General features: G+C 61.4%; 15 protein-coding genes. 8 read left to right on the forward strand and 7 right to left on the reverse strand.

Annotation, left to right across the window (positions count from 1 at the left end):
- Positions 1-2: 2 nt before the first annotated feature.
- The 4 genes from RLEG4DRAFT_RS24725 to RLEG4DRAFT_RS24740 all read right to left on the reverse strand — a co-directional run bounded on the left by RLEG4DRAFT_RS24725 (position 3) and on the right by RLEG4DRAFT_RS24740 (position 3,621).
- Positions 3-1,190: an NAD(P)/FAD-dependent oxidoreductase gene (locus RLEG4DRAFT_RS24725; RefSeq protein WP_003580882.1), complete on the reverse strand. Its 1,188-nt coding sequence runs from the start codon at positions 1,188-1,190 to the stop codon at positions 3-5.
- A gap of 82 nt (positions 1,191-1,272) precedes the next feature.
- Positions 1,273-1,893, reverse strand: coding sequence for a lytic transglycosylase domain-containing protein (locus tag RLEG4DRAFT_RS24730; protein WP_003580883.1), 621 nt, complete (start codon positions 1,891-1,893; stop codon positions 1,273-1,275).
- A gap of 262 nt (positions 1,894-2,155) precedes the next feature.
- Positions 2,156-2,917: an N-acetylmuramoyl-L-alanine amidase gene (locus RLEG4DRAFT_RS24735; RefSeq protein WP_003580884.1), complete on the reverse strand. Its 762-nt coding sequence runs from the start codon at positions 2,915-2,917 to the stop codon at positions 2,156-2,158.
- Positions 2,914-3,621 carry a J domain-containing protein gene (locus RLEG4DRAFT_RS24740; RefSeq protein WP_003580885.1) on the reverse strand — a complete coding sequence of 236 codons (708 nt, stop codon included), beginning with the start codon at positions 3,619-3,621 and terminating at the stop codon, positions 2,914-2,916. The genes RLEG4DRAFT_RS24735 and RLEG4DRAFT_RS24740 overlap by 4 nt, the downstream gene beginning before the upstream one ends.
- 456 nt (positions 3,622-4,077) lie before the next feature.
- Here RLEG4DRAFT_RS24740 and RLEG4DRAFT_RS24745 point away from each other — a divergent pair, with 456 nt between their 5' ends.
- The 3 genes from RLEG4DRAFT_RS24745 to RLEG4DRAFT_RS24755 all read left to right on the forward strand — a co-directional run bounded on the left by RLEG4DRAFT_RS24745 (position 4,078) and on the right by RLEG4DRAFT_RS24755 (position 7,380).
- A complete protein-coding gene (locus RLEG4DRAFT_RS24745; protein WP_003580887.1) occupies positions 4,078-5,289 on the forward strand; it encodes a pyrophosphate--fructose-6-phosphate 1-phosphotransferase in 1,212 nt (403 codons plus the stop codon).
- Between the two features lie 57 nt (positions 5,290-5,346).
- Entirely contained in the window at positions 5,347-5,982 is a 636-nt protein-coding gene (locus tag RLEG4DRAFT_RS24750; protein WP_003580889.1) for a LysE family translocator, read from the forward strand.
- Positions 5,983-6,450: 468 nt separating this feature from the next.
- A complete protein-coding gene (locus tag RLEG4DRAFT_RS24755; RefSeq protein WP_003580890.1) occupies positions 6,451-7,380 on the forward strand; it encodes a lytic transglycosylase domain-containing protein in 930 nt (309 codons plus the stop codon).
- A gap of 30 nt (positions 7,381-7,410) precedes the next feature.
- Here RLEG4DRAFT_RS24755 and RLEG4DRAFT_RS24760 read toward each other — a convergent pair whose 3' ends face one another.
- Positions 7,411-8,835, reverse strand: coding sequence for a serine hydrolase domain-containing protein (locus RLEG4DRAFT_RS24760; RefSeq protein ID WP_003580893.1), 1,425 nt, complete (start codon positions 8,833-8,835; stop codon positions 7,411-7,413).
- Between the two features lie 191 nt (positions 8,836-9,026).
- On the opposite strand from RLEG4DRAFT_RS24760, the gene RLEG4DRAFT_RS24765 reads away from it, so the two are divergent.
- The 5 genes from RLEG4DRAFT_RS24765 to RLEG4DRAFT_RS24785 all read left to right on the forward strand — a co-directional run bounded on the left by RLEG4DRAFT_RS24765 (position 9,027) and on the right by RLEG4DRAFT_RS24785 (position 14,216).
- The gene (locus tag RLEG4DRAFT_RS24765; RefSeq protein WP_003580895.1) at positions 9,027-10,271 is read left to right on the forward strand and encodes a DUF3419 family protein; all 1,245 of its coding nucleotides are present in this window, start codon (positions 9,027-9,029) and stop codon (positions 10,269-10,271) included.
- Positions 10,268-10,942, forward strand: coding sequence for a class I SAM-dependent methyltransferase (locus tag RLEG4DRAFT_RS24770; protein ID WP_003580897.1), 675 nt, complete (start codon positions 10,268-10,270; stop codon positions 10,940-10,942). The genes RLEG4DRAFT_RS24765 and RLEG4DRAFT_RS24770 overlap by 4 nt, the downstream gene beginning before the upstream one ends.
- A gap of 125 nt (positions 10,943-11,067) precedes the next feature.
- A complete protein-coding gene (locus RLEG4DRAFT_RS24775) occupies positions 11,068-11,865 on the forward strand; it encodes a glycoside hydrolase family 25 protein (protein WP_003580899.1) in 798 nt (265 codons plus the stop codon).
- Between the two features lie 81 nt (positions 11,866-11,946).
- Entirely contained in the window at positions 11,947-13,164 is a 1,218-nt protein-coding gene (locus RLEG4DRAFT_RS24780) for a lytic murein transglycosylase (RefSeq protein ID WP_003580901.1), read from the forward strand.
- Between the two features lie 146 nt (positions 13,165-13,310).
- Positions 13,311-14,216, forward strand: a complete 906-nt coding sequence (locus RLEG4DRAFT_RS24785; protein ID WP_003580903.1) for a DMT family transporter — start codon at positions 13,311-13,313, stop codon at positions 14,214-14,216.
- Positions 14,217-14,672: 456 nt separating this feature from the next.
- Here the strand turns inward: RLEG4DRAFT_RS24785 and metF are convergent, their stop codons facing one another.
- Both metF and RLEG4DRAFT_RS24795 read right to left on the reverse strand, forming a co-directional pair.
- Positions 14,673-15,575 (reverse strand): methylenetetrahydrofolate reductase [NAD(P)H], encoded by a 903-nt coding sequence (metF, locus tag RLEG4DRAFT_RS24790; RefSeq protein WP_003580905.1) that lies wholly within the window; start codon positions 15,573-15,575, stop codon positions 14,673-14,675.
- A 1-nt stretch (position 15,576) separates the two neighbouring features.
- Positions 15,577-16,602 carry an ArsR/SmtB family transcription factor gene (locus RLEG4DRAFT_RS24795; RefSeq protein ID WP_003580906.1) on the reverse strand — a complete coding sequence of 342 codons (1,026 nt, stop codon included), beginning with the start codon at positions 16,600-16,602 and terminating at the stop codon, positions 15,577-15,579.
- Positions 16,603-16,664 lie beyond the last annotated feature (62 nt).

Consider the following 16,664-nt stretch of genomic DNA (forward strand, 5'->3'; position numbering starts at 1 on the left):
TTTCAGGCAAAAACCGGCGTCAGCTCGCTGCCGAAATCCTTGTCGCCGAGCACCCCTTCTGTCAGAAGCACGGCCCCCAATCGTCCGAGTTCATCGGAGGATTTGGCCGCGACGAAATTGCCGCCGGTAAGCACCGCGATGCGCGGCGACTGCGTAAATCCGGCATAGGGATAACCGGTTGGCGTGAAATTCGCCACGCACGGCCCCGAGGTCACCGGGCAGCCGGCCAGCGCCGGCATCAACTCGAGGGCGATGTGCGAGAGATGCTCGCGCTCAGCCACGCTGCCATCGGAACGGAACCACGCGCCGACATCGTCCAGCTCTCGGAAAGAAAGCATCTCGGTATCGCCGCCGAGCTTCAGATAAGTCTTGCCGTCGGGGTAAGGCACCGGCGGCAGGATATAGATGTGATCCTCCTCCCGGTCGCCGAGCACGATCGTCGACGGCATATCACCGAAGATCGCCATCTCGCGCTCGCCGATCTCGTAGAAGGCGACCGTGCGCGCCATCACCCTGGTATCGACCGGGCGCGGCAGCAGGGCATGGAAATTGCTGAAACCGCCGGCCGCGACCAGCACGCGCTCGGCGCTGTAGCTTCTGCCGCCGGCCGTCACTTCGACATGGGAACCGGCGTCGCGCACGGATGTCGCGATGGCCTCGATCAGCGAAACGCCGTCCTGTTCGGCGAGTCTCGCCTGTGCCCGCACCAGCGCCCGCGGGTTGATGTGGCCGGCGCGCTTGCGCTCGAAATATCCGGTGAATTCAGGATCGACGGCAAGATAGGAAAAACGTTGGCGCAGATCCGACGGCGCGATGGTCTCTATATCGCTGCCGAGCGTCCGGCTGACGGTGAGTGCCCGGTTGATATAGTCCTGCTCGTCCTTTGGCGTCGGACCGGCAAAGAGGCAGCCGACCTCCGAATAGAAGGCGATGCCGCTCCTTGCTTCGATATCACGATAGCGGTCGAGCGCACGGGCGGCGAAACTTCCCCAGGCCAGATCACCGTCGAAAGTGCGGGTGATGCGCGCTTCGTCGTAATGGCTGGCGAATATCCCGTGGTGGGTCTTTCGCTCCTCCGGCTCGCGCGGGCCGATGAGTGCGATGCCGTCGGCCATCGAGGAGAGATGCCGTGCGGCGGCCGCACCCATCATGCCGCCTCCGATGATGATGAACCTGAAATCGACTGCCATATCGCACCTCGCTAAATTCCAGCGATACCATGGCAATCATCTTGAATCATCCGGCTCTTGTCAGGGATAGGCGCTTCAGCGCTCAGAGCATTGTCAGAACCTTGCCGCAATAGGACTTGGACACCGGGTTCATGCGTGTGGCGCCATGGCCGGCATTATATTTGAGGATGGTGTTGCAGGTCTCGCCACCACCGAGATTATGGGCGGCAGCCAGATATTTCATGCCGTACTTGATGTTGGTTTCCGGATCGAACAGGCCCTTGGCGCTGCCGGAATAGCCCATCATGCGGGCAGTTGCAGGCTTTATCTGCATCAGGCCGATTTCACCGTGGCTGCCGCGCGCATTCGGATTGAAATTGCTTTCGATGCGGACGACCGCGGTCGCAAGCGCAACCGGTACATCATATTGGTTCGCATATTTGCTGATCAGTGCGGAATAGGAATTGCCGGAAACATTGGCGACGGAATAACCGCTCTGGCGCTCGACCGTCTTCAGCGGGCGTTCCGCCGTCTTGAGCGGACGCTTCGCCGGCTTGACCGAACGCTCCGCTTTCTTCAACGGCCGCACTGTCTTCTGCGAAGGATCCTCGACTTTCTTCACCGGCGCATCGGCTCGAACACCCCAATCATTCGCAAAGGCAAAGCTATTTCCCGCCAGCACCATGCCAACGCATGTTGCAGCAACAACAATCAGTTTTCTCATGTAGTCTTGAACACTCCGACCCAAAGAATTTCCGGACGGCGCGCCTCGCTGTCATGATAAATACCAGATCAAGGACCGATCTGGATTCACGGTAATTCTTATCATTTCACATAACGCCCGTGGTTTAACTCGAAAACAACTCCGAGCACCCCTTGGCGGAGGTTCTTAGACCATCGCAATGAGGAGATAATAGGGAAATGATGTGGCAGGCCGAATTTCGCGCTGCAGTGCGAAATTCGCCGTTTCCGTAATTGTCGAGGAATCAGGAATAACGCGGCAGCGCTGACAACAGCCGATGCAGCGTGTCGATCGTCGAGAAATCGGCGATGCCATCCACCCGTTCAGGCCGGAAATGGCGCTGAAAGGCTTCTACGTCACCCGCGGTCTTTTCGGAAAATTGGCCTGTGATTTCAGTGCTGTACCCATAGAGCGACAGCATCGACTGCAGCGCTTCGACAGGCTGGCCGGCATCACCGCGCTGGAAGAAGCGCCCGCCGGTGATCGTTGCCGGCTCGACCCAGTGCCCGATACCCGCCCGATGGAGCTCGGACCAGGGGAATTTTTCGCCCGGGTCGACCTTGCGAATCGGGGCGACATCGGAGTGCCCAAGGACCCGTTCCGGCGCGATCGACCAACGTTTGACACAGTCGCGACACAATTCGATCACCGCGGCGATCTGCTCTTTCGGATAATCGGGAAGCCCGCCGGGATGGCCGGCATTGGCGATCTCGATGCCGATCGACAGCGAATTGATGTCCGTCTCGCCGTGCCAACTGCTCTTTCCAGCGTGCCAGGCACGCCGCACCTCCGGCACGAGCTGCACCACCTCGCCGTTCTCATGCACGAAATAATGGCTGGAAACCTGACTCTCGGCGCGACAGAGCCAATCGAGCGCGCCGACAGCCGTCGGCATACCCGTATAGTGCAACAGGATCATGTCCGGCCGGCGCCCGTCCGCGCGCTCGCCATGGTTTGGCGACGGCTGCACGCGGGCACTCCCGCAGTCGGCCTCGAAAGAGGTCATGCGGCGCGGCGTTCCTTCTCGATCGCCTCATAGGCGGCGTTCAGCGCTGCCATGCGCTCATTGGCAATGACGTGGAACTCCCTCGGCACGCCGCGCGAGATCAGTCGGTCCGGATGATGTTCACTGACGAGACCATGATAGCGGCGGCGGATGGTCGGGAAATCGTCCGAGGGCAACACACCGAGCACCTTGTAGGGATCGCCGCCGGACGAGACGTGACGGGCGGCGATCTGCTCGAAGCGCGTCTCGCTCATCTGAAAGATCTCGCCGATATGTCTGAGGAAATTCAGTTCCTTCTCGTGGATCAGCCCATCGGCCTTGGCGATATGGAAGAGACCGTCGAGCACATCTTCCAGCACCGTGCAATTGGCCGCGCAGGTAACACAGAGCGTCGAGAGCCGTTCGGCATAGGCTTCGTAGCCGGCGACGTCCTGGCGTGCGAGGTTGTAAAGCCTGGCGACGTTCTTTGCCTGGTCCTGCGGAAATTCGAAGATTTCGCGGAAGGCCTCGACCTCCTTCTCGCTGACGATGCCGTCGGCTTTGGCCATCTTGGCCGACAGCGCGATGATCGCCACGGAGAAGGCCACCTTGCGCCGGGTCTCGGGATCGCCTTCGAAAACCGTTCTTATAGCCTCGACCACCGCAGACAGAGCATTGCCCGCGGTATTGCCAATGGCATTCAACAGTTTTTCCCAGAAGGACATCGAAAATCTCACACACTTGTCAACTTATAGCGAACAGCTTGACCAAAGAATCGCAGCGTTTGCAAGGCGACTATTGGTCGTAGGGCCGAACACAGTTTTCACGATTTGGTAATTGTCGCACCGCAGCAAAGGTTCCTCCTGCGCTCGGCACCTCCGCTTCGCAGCACACCCCGCCGGCAATTTCCACAAGAGTTCTCGGCATTCAGAACGGGCTTGAAACGATTATATCAGCTCTTCCGGTCGCCACGTCGCAGAAAGGCGCTTTTTCGTAAATTCTTTACTTTACAGGCTCCTTTCACTGCCGCATCCATGCGCTCATGCATGTCGCCCGGAAGTGTGCAGCGGGTCCGGGATAACGACATGCATGAAAACAATGGGCTAAGCGCGTCGATTGAATCGAATTCGATGCGACGCCTATAGCTGACGCCGCCGCACCGAAACGCCATAGGAGGGATCATGGCCAAGCAGAAAGTTGCAATGCTGACCGCCGGAGGCCTGGCGCCCTGTCTTTCCTCCGCCGTCGGCGGCCTCATCGAACGCTACAGTGACATCGCCCCCGACCTCGACATCGTCGCCTACAAGTCCGGCTACCAAGGCGTGTTGCTCGGCGACAGCATCCAGATCACCCGCGATATGCGCGAAAAGGCGCCGCTGCTGCATCGTTATGGCGGCTCGCCGATCGGCAACAGCCGCGTCAAGCTCACCAATGCCGCCGACTGCGTCAAGCGCGGCCTGGTCAAGGAAGGCGACAACCCGCTGCGGGTTGCCGCCGAACGCCTCGCCAATGACGGCATCACCATTCTCCACACGATCGGCGGCGACGACACCAACACCACTGCCGCCGACCTTGCCGCCTATCTCGCCGCCAACGGCTACAACCTCACCGTCGTCGGCCTACCGAAGACCGTCGACAACGATGTCGTGCCGATCCGCCAGTCGCTCGGCGCCTGGACGGCCGCCGAAGTCGGCGCGCATTTCTTCGATAATGTCGGCAACGAACAGACGGCTGCCCCCCGCACGCTCGTCATCCACGAGGTCATGGGCCGCCATTGCGGCTGGCTGACGGCCGCTACCGCCCGCGCCTATCTCCAGCGTACCAGCCGCAACCAATATGTCGACGGCCTGATGATGGACGCGCATCTCAAAAGCATCGACGCCGTCTACCTCCCCGAGATGGCCTTCGACCTCGACGCCGAGGCCGCCCGCCTGAAGGAAAGCATGGACCGCACCGGCCATGCCACCGTCTTCGTCTCTGAAGGCGCCTGCCTCGACGCCATCGTCACTGAGCGCGAAGCCGCCGGCGAGACCGTCAAGCGCGACGCCTTCGGCCATGTGAAGATCGACACGATCAATGTCGGCGCCTGGTTCCAGAAGCAGTTCGCCAGCCTGCTGAATGCCGAACGCTCGCTCGTGCAGAAATCAGGCTATTTTGCCCGCTCGGCGCCTGCCAACAGCGACGACCTCCGGTTGATCCAGAGCATGGTCGATCTCGCCGTCGAAAGCGCGCTCAACAAGGTCTCCGGCGTCACCGGCCACGATGAAGCGCAAAACGGTAAATTGCGCACTATAGAATTCCCCCGCATCAAGGGCGGCAAGGCTTTTGACCTGTCGACGGCATGGTTTGCCGAAGTCATGGACAATATAGGGCAGAAATACAAAGAAGCGTGATTGACGGATGGTTAATATGATGTCTTTGCTTGTTCCTGAGGAATAGGAGGAGACACCATGTCACTTGAAGCCTGGTTCGCTTTTGCGGCCGCATCCGCCATCATGCTGGCCATACCGGGGCCGACGATACTGCTCGTCGTCTCCTATGCGCTCGGTCATGGACGCAGGACTGCGTTTGCGACGGTGGGCGGCGTGGCGCTTGGTGACTTCACCGCGATGACCGCGTCTCTCTTCGGTCTCGGCGCCGTCCTGGCCGCCTCCGCCACGCTCTTCACCGTCTTGAAGTGGATTGGCGGCGCCTACCTGATCTGGCTGGGAATCAAGCTCTGGCGGGCTCCAATTATCGGCGAACCGGTTGCCGACAACGACAATCTGCCGGAGGAAAAGTCGCTCAAGATCTTCCTCCACGCCTATGTCGTCACCGCCCTCAATCCGAAGAGCATTATCTTCTTCGTCGCCTTCGTGCCGCAGTTCCTCAATCCGGCCCTGCCTTTTTTCGGCCAGATGGCAATCATGGAAGCAACCTTCCTCGTCCTGGCGATCCTCAACGCTTCTACTTACGCATTTCTCGCCCACTCCGCGCGCGGCCTGATTCGCAAGGCGAGCGTTCAGCGCGCTGTAAATCGTACCGGCGGCACCCTGCTGATCGCTGCAGGTGCTGTAACCGCTGGGTATCGCCGTATTGCAGCTTAGAGCCTTTCCCGGTCAGATTGCAGCATTCTGCCGGAGCAGGTTTTCGTCAGGGCAAAGGCGATTGGCGACGGGCATACTCCAAGGTACGTCCGAGCCGATCGCCTTTGATCCTGGCGGAAAGATGCCCGGCCCACCGGCCGCACCGCTTCGCATGGCGAAGCGATAAGTGCGCCCGGCGTTTCCTGAGTCTTGCAGATTTGCCAAGCAAATCTGCGGGAGGGTTGGCTGAAACGGGCCGGCTGATCGACCGGCCGGCTTGGCCGTAGAACTGGGCTACGACGCGCGCCGGCCGGTCGACCATCCGACTCCGTTTGAGCCAACAGAATGCTGCAATCTGACCGGGAAAGGCTCTAAAATATTCCGTGGTTGCCGGAATGCCACGAATAGGTTAATGGGTCGGCAGGGTTTAAGCTTTTTAGTAACTTTTATAACGCTGCCGGGGCGGCGCGATTTCACGAAAGTGACGGAATGGTAGCGATCGGATTGTCCGGCCTGAAGCGCAGTCTTGTCGTTTCTACGGTGCTCTGCTGCGGCGTGATTACCGGCTGCGCCAGTGTCGAATACACCTCCCAGGCCGAACTGACAGCCGCCCAGACCGTGGTGCCGATGCCGAAACCCGGCGAAGACGCCACACTCGCCGCTATCCCGACAGCAGAGGGCGCGGCCGGTCAGGTCGCCGGCGCCATCATTCCCCAGACATCCCCATCCCTGACCGCAACGGCGATGCCGCCCGTTACAGCCTCTCAGCCTGCCGATCTCAGCATACAGCCGGCAGCCTATGCGCAGATCCCGCTGACGCCCGAGATGACGGCAATCCAGTCCGTCGTGCCGACGCCGCGTCCGGGAACCCCGGCACAGCCGACGACGGAGCTTGCCTTTGCCGCGACACCGCAGAACAGCGCGCTTGCAGCGCTCGCCGCAGTCGACACCACGCCGCGTGCCAGCATGGATTACGGTTTCGACGAATCCGGGCCGATCGATCCACCGACAGCGCCGCCGATGTTCAGTGACGACGACAAAGACGATGCACCGACGGTCGAAAAGAGCTTCGTCACCAAGCTCATTCAGAAATATTCGAAGCTCTACGAAATTCCCGAAACGCTGCTCCACCGCATCGTCCATCGCGAGAGCCGTTACAATCCGAAGGCTTACAATAAGCGCGGCTATTTCGGCCTGATGCAAATCAAGTACAACACTGCCAAGTCGATGGGGTATGACGGCGCCCCGGGCGGTCTCTTCGATGCCGAAACGAACATCAAATATGCCGCGAAATATCTGCGCGGCGCTTGGCTCGTCTCCGATAGCAGGGAAGACGATGCCGTCCGCCTCTATGCGCGCGGCTATTATTACGACGCTAAGCGCAAGGGCATGACCGACATCGCCCAGGGCAATTATTAAACAATAAACGACTGGAACGACGGAAGCCGCCTATGGCTGCGGCTGCGCTGGCTGTTGCGACCCGGCCTGCTGTTGCGGCGCTCCCGTTTGCGGCAAGGCCGCCAGAACAGCCTTGAGAAGCGTCTGCGACTGATAGCCGAGCCAGCTCGGTGTCAGGCCGAGCCTGACGACGACCAGATCGGCGGACGGCACGATCGCCACGCTCTGCCCGTCATGCCCCGTCAGCCAGAACGTATCCTCCGGTAGCCCGAACTTGGCACTCGAGCCGCCGGGCGCCAGCCAAGCCTGGCCCTGCGTATAGCGGCCGTTCGACGCTGCCGTCGGCGTGCGCATGGCGCCGACGAAACCTTCCGGCAGCAGCCGCTGGCCGTTCCAGACTCCGTCCTGCAGCAGGAACTGCCCGAAACGTGCCCAGTCATGCGCGGTCGCATAGAGATAGGAGCTTCCGGCGAAGGTGCCGCGTGCATCGAGTTCGAAGACGGCGCTCGTCATGCCGAGCGGCGAAAACAGCGCGTCGTCAGGATAGGAAAAGGCCGCCTGTGCATTGCCGACCCTGTCCATCCAGATGCGCGACAAGAGCACCGCCGTGCCGCTCGAGTAGCGGAAACGTTTGCCCGGCTCTGCCTCCATCGGTGCGTTGGCCGGCAGCGATACCATGTCGGGATCGAGATAGAGCATGCGCGTTACGTCGGCGACATCGCCATAATCCTCGTTGAAGGCAAGACCGCTCTCCATACCGAGCAGGTCGGAGACCTTGATCCTGGCGCGCCCGTCGTTCTTCCACTGCGCCAGCAGATCGTCGTCGTCGAAGGAAATCTTGCCGTCGAGCATCAGCCGGCCGAGGATCGCAGCATTCACCGTCTTCGTCATCGACCAGCCGATCAGCGGCGTCTTCGCTGAAAAGCCGGGACCATAGGCTTCGGCAATGATGCGGCCATTGCGCACCACCACGATCGCCCGCATTGCCGGGCCGACAACTCTCGCATCTTCCAGCAACGCGGCGATCTTCGCGTTCGGCTGATCGCCGGCGCCCTCCCCCTGCGGCCACACCGCCTCGTTCGCCTCCACCTTGGCCGGCGCGTCGAAAGGCACCGCATTCGCCGCCGCCTCGAAATTGCCGTCCGGCACGCTGGTGCAGCCGAAAGCGCCGCGATAGAGCGCATAACTCGGTGCAAACAGCCCCATGAAGCGCGCCGTCACCCGGTCGTTATCGCGGTCGACGCTGACCCGCACCAACCGCAGCAGCGGATTTCCGGGCGCCTGAACATCATCTTCGAGCACCTCCTCGGCCTCCCGGCCGGCGATGAAGACATTGGAGCAGACGATCTTGGCGGCATAGCCGTCACCGACCCGCAGCAGTTCCGGCGGCTGGACGAATAGCCAGCCGGCAGCACCGATGACGACGAACACGACAAGGAGAGCAAGCGCCTTCAGGATACGCAGGACAAATCGCATGGCATTCCTCCATGCCGGGAGAGAAGCAGGAATCGCCGGCGCCGGAAAGAGGCCGCAACCAAGAAGAGCCGTCATTGCGATCACTTTACCAGGAGGGCGATCTCTCCGGTGAACGGTACCCCACAGCCCACGTCATCAAACTGTAGCAGTGGCGCGCTACACGCCCTGAACGCTAAAAAGGTGACAGACTCATGTCAGAATTTGCACCGGATGCCGGCTTCCGCAAGAACCGGAAACTCAAGGACGCCCTTCTCCGCCATAAGGCTTTTTCGAAGGACGGCTTTTCCGAGCGTCTTTTCGGCCTTCTCTTCTCCGGCCTCGTTTATCCGCAGATCTGGGAGGATCCGGATCTCGACATGCAGGCGATGGAACTGAAGCCAAACCATCGCATCGTCACCATCGGCTCCGGCGGCTGCAACATGCTCGCCTATCTCTCCAAGGCGCCGGCCTCGATCGACGTCGTCGATCTCAACCCGCATCACATCGCTCTGAACCGCCTGAAGCTTGCCGCTTTCAAGCACCTCCCCGGCCACACCGATCTCGTCCGCTTCCTGGCGATGCCGAACGAGAAGTCGAACAGCCGCGCCTATGACCAGCATCTCGCCGCCAAGCTCGACGAGGCGACCCGCAGCTATTGGAACGGCCGCAAGTTCGGCCGCCGCCGCGTCACTGTCTTCGACCGCAACATCTACGAAACCGGCCTGCTCGGCCGCTTTATCGGCGCAGCCCACCTTCTTGCCCGCCTGCATGGCGTCAAGCTGCGCGAGATGACCAAGACCCGCTCGATCCGCGAGCAGCGCCAGTTCTTCGAAGAGCAGATCGCGCCGCTGTTCGAAAAGCCGGTCGTGCGCTGGATCACCGGCCGCAAGAGCTCGCTCTTCGGCCTCGGCATTCCGCCGCAGCAATATGACGAACTCGCAAGCCTCGCCGCCGATCATTCGATCGCACCGGTCTTGAAGCATCGCCTGGAAAAGCTCGCCTGCCATTTCCCGATGAGCGACAATTACTTCGCCTGGCAGGCCTTCGGCCGCCGTTACGCTGCCGAACAGGAAGGCCCGCTGCCGACCTATCTGAAGTCGGAGCACTACGAGGTGATCCGCGCCAATGTCGACCGCGTCAACGTCCACCATGCAAGCTTCACCGAGCTTCTGGCCCGGGAGCCGGCCGCCTCGCGCGACCGCTACATCCTGCTCGACGCGCAGGACTGGATGACGGACGAGCAGCTGAACGACGTCTGGCGGGAAATCACCCGCACGGCGCGTGAAGGCGCCCGCGTGATCTTCCGCACCGCGGCCGAAAAGAGCATTATCGAAGGCCGCCTGTCTCCTTCGATCCGCGACCAGTGGGATTACTTCGAGGAGAAGTCGAGGGAGCTGACCGCGCTCGATCGCTCGGCAATCTACGGCGGCTTCCACATTTACGGGAAGAAGGCGTGAGCAAGGTCGGCACCGAGACGGCAGGAAAGAGCAACGAACATGCCAGCCTGATGGATGGCATGTACCGCTACCAGCGGCATATCTACGACCTCACCCGCAAATATTACCTCCTCGGCCGCGACAGCACGATCCGCAATCTCGACGTGCCCGAGGGCGGCACCCTGCTCGAGGTCGGCTGCGGCACCGGCCGCAACATGGCTTTCGCCCACAGGCATTTCCCGAGCGCCAAGCTGTTCGGCCTCGACATCTCCCAAGAGATGCTGATTTCGGCGCGCAAGACCTTCGCCACCAAGGCGGCCATCCCGGAATTCCGCGTCGCCGACGCCACGGCGTTCACGCCGCGCGAATTCGGCGTCAGCGGCTTCGACCGCATCCTGATCTCCTACGCCCTGTCGATGATCCCGGACTGGGAGCGCGCCGTCGATGCATCGATCGCCGCACTCAACCCCGGCGGCCAGCTGCACATCGTCGATTTCGGCCAGCAGGAAGGCCTGCCGGGCTGGTTCCGCCGCATGCTGCAGTCCTGGCTTGAAAAATTCCACGTCACCCCGCGCCCCGATCTGCGCGAGGTGCTGGAGGCGCAAGCCCATGAAAACAACGCGAGATTGTTGTTCGATACCGTCGGCGGCGGTTATGCCTGGAGGGCGGCGATTATCAGCAAGCGCTCATAATTCGCTTGAAACTAACCGATTTTTTACGTTGATATGGTGAAAAGAGGGTTATCCCTCGCTGACTCGTCATTTCCGAAGGTCAAGCTGTGGGGCAAAGAGATCATTCGAGTTACGACGGGACGCCCATGCGCCGGCTTTTGTTTTGCGTTTTGCCCCTGGCCATCATGCTGGCCGGCTGCACCTCCTCCGGTTATGACTATCTCGAAACGGCATCGATCAAGCCGAAGACGCGCTTCAAGGACACCGATCCTCAGGATTTCGGCCCAAAGCATCCGCAGCAGAACCAGATCCATGGCATCGATATCTCCAAATGGCAGGGCGATATCGATTGGAACACGGTCAAGAATTCCGGTGTCGCCTTCGCCTTCATCAAGGCGACCGAAGGCAAGGACAGGGTCGATCCGCGCTTCGACGAATACTGGCGCGAGGCCCGCTCCGCCGGCATCCCGCATGCCCCCTATCATTTTTATTATTTCTGCTCCTCGGCCGATCAGCAGGCGGACTGGTTCATCCGCAACGTGCCGAAGGAGGCCATGCGCCTGCCGCCGGTGCTCGACGTCGAATGGAACGCCGAATCGAAGACCTGCCGCTATCGTCCCGATCCGCAAACGGTACGTGCCGAAATGCAGCGTTTCATGGACCGGCTGGAGGCCTATTACGGCAAGCGCCCGATCATCTACACCTCGGTCGATTTCCACCGCGACAATCTCGCCGGCTACTTCCAGGATTATCATTTCTGGGTCCGTTCGACGGCAAAACACCCCGATGTGACCTATACCGACCGCCGCTGGGCCTTCTGGCAATATACCTCGACCGGCGTCATTCCCGGTATCAGCGGTCCCACGGATATCAATGTCTTTGCCGGCAGTGCAAAGAACTGGAACAATTGGGTTGCCGCCGTTTCCAAGGATAGAAATTCTTAGTAACGTCTTCCAATGTTTCTTGCTTCCGTCACATTCCTCTGTGAAAGCGACGGCAATCTGTTTGATATAAGGACCGCATCCATGCACCGCTCGCTCGCAAGCCGCTCTGCACTCGCCCTTCTGTTTGCCCTCGCCTTGGCCGGCGGCGCGGCCGCCCAGCAGGCGCCGGACGCAGCCCCGGCCGCACCCTGCGGCGGCGATCTGTCCGCCTTCCTTGACGGCGTCAAGAAGGATGCGGTTGCCGCCGGAGCAAGTGCCGCAGCCGCCGACGCGGCCCTTGCCGGCGCCGAGATCGACCCCAAGGTTCTCAGCCGGGATCGGGCCCAGGGCGTCTTCAAACAGACCTTCCTCGAATTCTCCCAGCGCACCGTCAGCCAGGCCCGCCTCGACATCGGCCGCCAGAAGATGAAGCAATATGCCGACGTCTTTGCCCGCGCCGAGCAGGAATTCGGCATTCCCCCAGGCGTCATCACCGCCTTCTGGGCGATGGAAACCGATTTCGGCGCCGTCCAGGGCGATTTCAACACCCGCAGTGCGCTGGTGACGCTGTCGCATGACTGCCGCCGCCCGGAGCTCTTCCGCCCGCAGTTGATCGCCCTCATCGAGATGGTCCAGCACGGCGATCTCGACCCCGCCACCAATACCGGCGCCTGGGCCGGCGAGATCGGCCAGGTGCAGATGTTGCCGCGCGACATCATCGCCTATGGCATGGACGGCGACGGCGACGGTCACGTCCGCCTGAAGCAGAGTGGCCCGGACGCCATCCTGACAGCGGCGAAGTTCATCCAGCACCTCGGCTTCGAGCGCGGCCAGCCCTGGCTGCAGGAAGTGACCCTGCCGGATAACCTGCCCTGGGAGAAATCCGGCCTCGGCGGCACGATGAAGGCAGGTGAATGGTTCGCGCTCGGCGTCAAGCCGCGTGACGGCAATACCGCCTTCGGCAATTTGGAAGGCGACCTGGTGCTGCCGCAGGGCCGCATGGGACCGGCCTTCATCGCCTACCCGAATTTCAAGATCTATCTCGAATGGAACAAGTCGTTCATCTACACGACCTCGGCCGCTTATTTCGGGACCCGGCTTTCCGGTGCCCCGACCTATCTCAAGGGCGTGCCGGAACAGGGGCTCGCCAACGACCAGATGAAGACGCTGCAGACCAAGCTGCAATCGCTCGGCCATGATGTCGGCGAGATCGACGGCATCCTCGGGTCCGGCACGCGCGTCGCGATCCAGAAGGAACAGCAGCGTCTCGGCATTCCGGCAGACGGCTGGGCAACGCCTGCCCTGCTCAACGCCCTCTGATCCCGCGGACACCGCACCGCTGCCCGCTTCGCAAGAAACGGGTGGCGCTGACGGCCGCCTGCCCTCAACATAGGGGTGAAGAATCGCGGCCCATTATTATCGACGGACGATAGGGCGGCGAAGCGGCTTCGCGTGGAGGAACCGGCATGGACAGCAGGATGAATGCCTGGACCTGGAGCCTGCTGGTCCTGCTCGGCCTGATCTGGGGCGGCTCCTTCTTCTTTGCCCGCATCGCCGTCCAGCATGTGCCGCCGCTAACGCTCGTCTTCCTCAGGCTGCTGCTCGCGGCCGTGGCGCTGCATCTCTATATCGCCGGCCGTTTCGACTTTTATTCGATCCTCAAGGCCCGCTGGCGCGAGTTCCTGCTCCTCGGCCTCATCAACAATGCCCTGCCGCATGCGCTGATCTTCTTCGGCCAGACCCGCATCGGCGCTGGCCTCGCCGCGATCCTGAACGCGACGACGCCGATCTGGACCGTGCTCATCGCCAATTATTTGACCTCCGATGAGAAGCTGTCATCGGCAAAGATCGCCGGCTGCCTCGTCGGCCTGGCCGGAACGATCATGCTGATCGGCCCCGGCATCTCGTCCGGCGGCGAGGCGCCGCTCTGGGCGCTGCTTCTGCCGGTGCTTGCCGCCATCTCTTATGGTTTCGCCGCCACTTACGGCAAACGTTTCAAGAATGTTCCCGCCCCGGTCACCGCCGCCGGCCAGCTGACCGCCTCCTCGCTGATCACCTTGCCGCTATCGCTGGTGGCCGATCGCCCCTGGACGCTCCCCTTGCCGGGAGTCGGTATCCTCCTCGCCATCCTGGCGCTGGCGCTGGTATCGACCGCCTTCGCCTACATTCTCTATTTCCGGATCATGGCGGCCGCCGGCGCCACCAACGCCTCGCTGGTCACCCTGCTGGTGCCGCCGAGCGCCATCCTTCTCGGCGTGCTGTTCCTCGGCGAGGGGTTCACGCTCGGCGAATTCGCCGGCATGGCGCTGATCGGTTTCGGCCTCGTCATTCTGGACGGCCGCGCCTATCACCTATTGACCCGCACCGCTTGAAGGCCGGTTGCGGATTCCCTATAATTTCAACCGGTTGCGGGCTCGCCATGTTTCAGGCGCATAGGTAAATACGCAGTCGCCGGATTTAACGGCATGTTAAAATCTGTGAACAAAAATTTATTGAAAATTACCGTTTTATTTCAACTTCTTGCAGAAGCACTGCTCGACTTGTCCACCGCAGCCTTCTGCAGCGCAGCATAGAATTTGCTTCCCAACCGACATATTTCAGACATATTATTGTCCGGTTAACGCGAGGAGACAGACATGGGACTCACGCAATCCTTGAATGTTCTGTTGGTCAGTGCAGCGTTTGCTTTCGTCTTGTCCATGCTCTTCATCTAAGCCGGCGACACGAAGGCGTAATGACTGGTAGTACCTGAACTCCCCTGATCAATCCGCCAATGAAAAAGCGCATGTCCCGCCCGACATGCGCTTTTCACTTTTTGAACTGGAAGATCAGGCGGCCGCGCCTGCACTTTTTGCCGCCCGCCGCGAGAGGCCGAGATTGTCGAGCACGGCGGAAACCAGCGGCGAACGGTTCATTGTATAGAGATGGAACTCATCAAGGCCGCGCCGGACGAGATCCTCGATCTGCTCGGCGGCGACATCGGCCGCAATCTTCGCCCGTTCTTCGGGCCTGTCGTCGAAGCCGGCGAAGCGCTCGTCGAGGAAGGCCGGGATGACGGTGCCGCAGGCGCCTGCGAAACGCTTCAGCTGCGTCAGGTTCTGGATCGGCATGATGCCGGGCACGATCGGGATCGAGATGCCGGCGGCGCGCACCTTCTCCAGGTAGCGCTCGAAATTGTCGTTATCGAAGAAGAACTGCGTTAGCGCCCGGTCGGCGCCGTTGTCGGCCTTGCGCTTAAGCATGTCGATATCGGCAGCCGTATCGCGGCTTTCCGGGTGTTTTTCCGGATAGGCCGAGACCGAAATCTCGAAATCGCCGACCGCCTTGAGGCCGGCCACCAACTCCGCCGCATTGGCGTAGCCGCCGGGATGCGGCTGGTAGGGTGCGCCTGCGCCGCCGGGCGCATCGCCGCGCAGCGCCACGAAATGCGTCACGCCGACCTTGCGGAAGGTCTCGATCATCTGATGCGTCTCTTCCTTCGTCGCGCCGACGCAGGTCAGGTGCGAGGCGGTGGCAAGCGGCGTCTGCGACAGGAACCGTGTGACGGCAGTCAGCGTCGGCGCCTTGGTGGTGCCGCCGGCGCCATAGGTCACCGAGACGAAATCCGGATCCCAGTCCTGCAGCTCGCTGACCGTCTGCCAGAGCTGGCCCTCCATCTCTTCCGATTTCGGCGGAAAGAATTCGAAGGAAATCCCAATGTTGCGGCCGCGTGCTTCGTTATTCAAAGCCATGTCATACTCTCCCGGCAAATGTAGGTTCGGCGCCTTCGCTTGTCTGCGAAGCCATGAGGCGCCTCGGATCGCGCGCGAGCCAGACGGTGACCGTCAACCCCTGCCCGCTTTGCTGACCCGGATGAAGATCGACGACCTGCTCGACGTCGAGCCCGGCCCTGTGCAGCCAGTCGGATATCGCCTGGTGCGAAAAACCGAGACGGACATGCGCATGCTCGTCGCGGAGGTATTCGAGCGTGTGCGGCGCAAGGTCGATGACCACGAGCCTGCCGCCCGGCCGCAGCATGCGTGCCGCTTCGGCGATCGCAATCTCCGGCTGGTCGAAGAAATGCAGCACCTGATGGATCGTCACCAGGTCGAAATCCTGGCCCTCGAACGGCAGGTTGAGGATATCGGCGTGGCGCACGGTGGCCTTGGTGATGCGGGACTTGTCGAGATTGGCGCGCGCCACGCTCAGCATGTCGCGGCTGGCATCGACGCCGATCGCCCGGCGGTAAAGTCCGGACAGCAGCTCGAGGATGCGGCCGGTGCCGGTGCCGAGATCGAGCAGCGAATCGATCGGCTGGTTGCCGAGCAGCCGGATGACGGCGGCGTCGACCTCCTCATCGGCGGCATGCAAGCGGCGAAGCTCGTCCCACTCCGCCGCGTTGCGGCTGAAATAGGCCTGCGCCCGCTCGGCGCGCTGGCGCTTGACCTGCGACAGCCTTTCGCCGTCGCGAAGCACGGTCGGATCGTTTTCAGAGACATGCTTCAGCAATGCCCGCACCAGCATGGCCGCCTTGCCGTCCTGCTTGAGCCGGAAATAGGCCCAGGCGCCTTCCTGGTAGCGTTCGATCAGTTCGGCCTCGCCGAGCAGCTTCAGATGGCGGGAGATGCGCGGCTGGGATTGGCCGAGAATTTCGGTAAGATCGGTCACCGTCAGGTCGCCGCCGTCAAGAAGCGCCAGAAGACGCAGGCGCGTGGGCTCGCCGGCCGCCTTCATGACGTCCACCAGCGCATCCAGTCCAAGCTTCAACGGTTCGCTCATCTTCGATCCAATCAAGATATAAAGATATCTTTATGTGATTTGAACGATGGTGACAAGCGGCA

The sequence above is a fragment of the Rhizobium leguminosarum bv. trifolii WSM2297 genome (genome assembly GCF_000271845.1).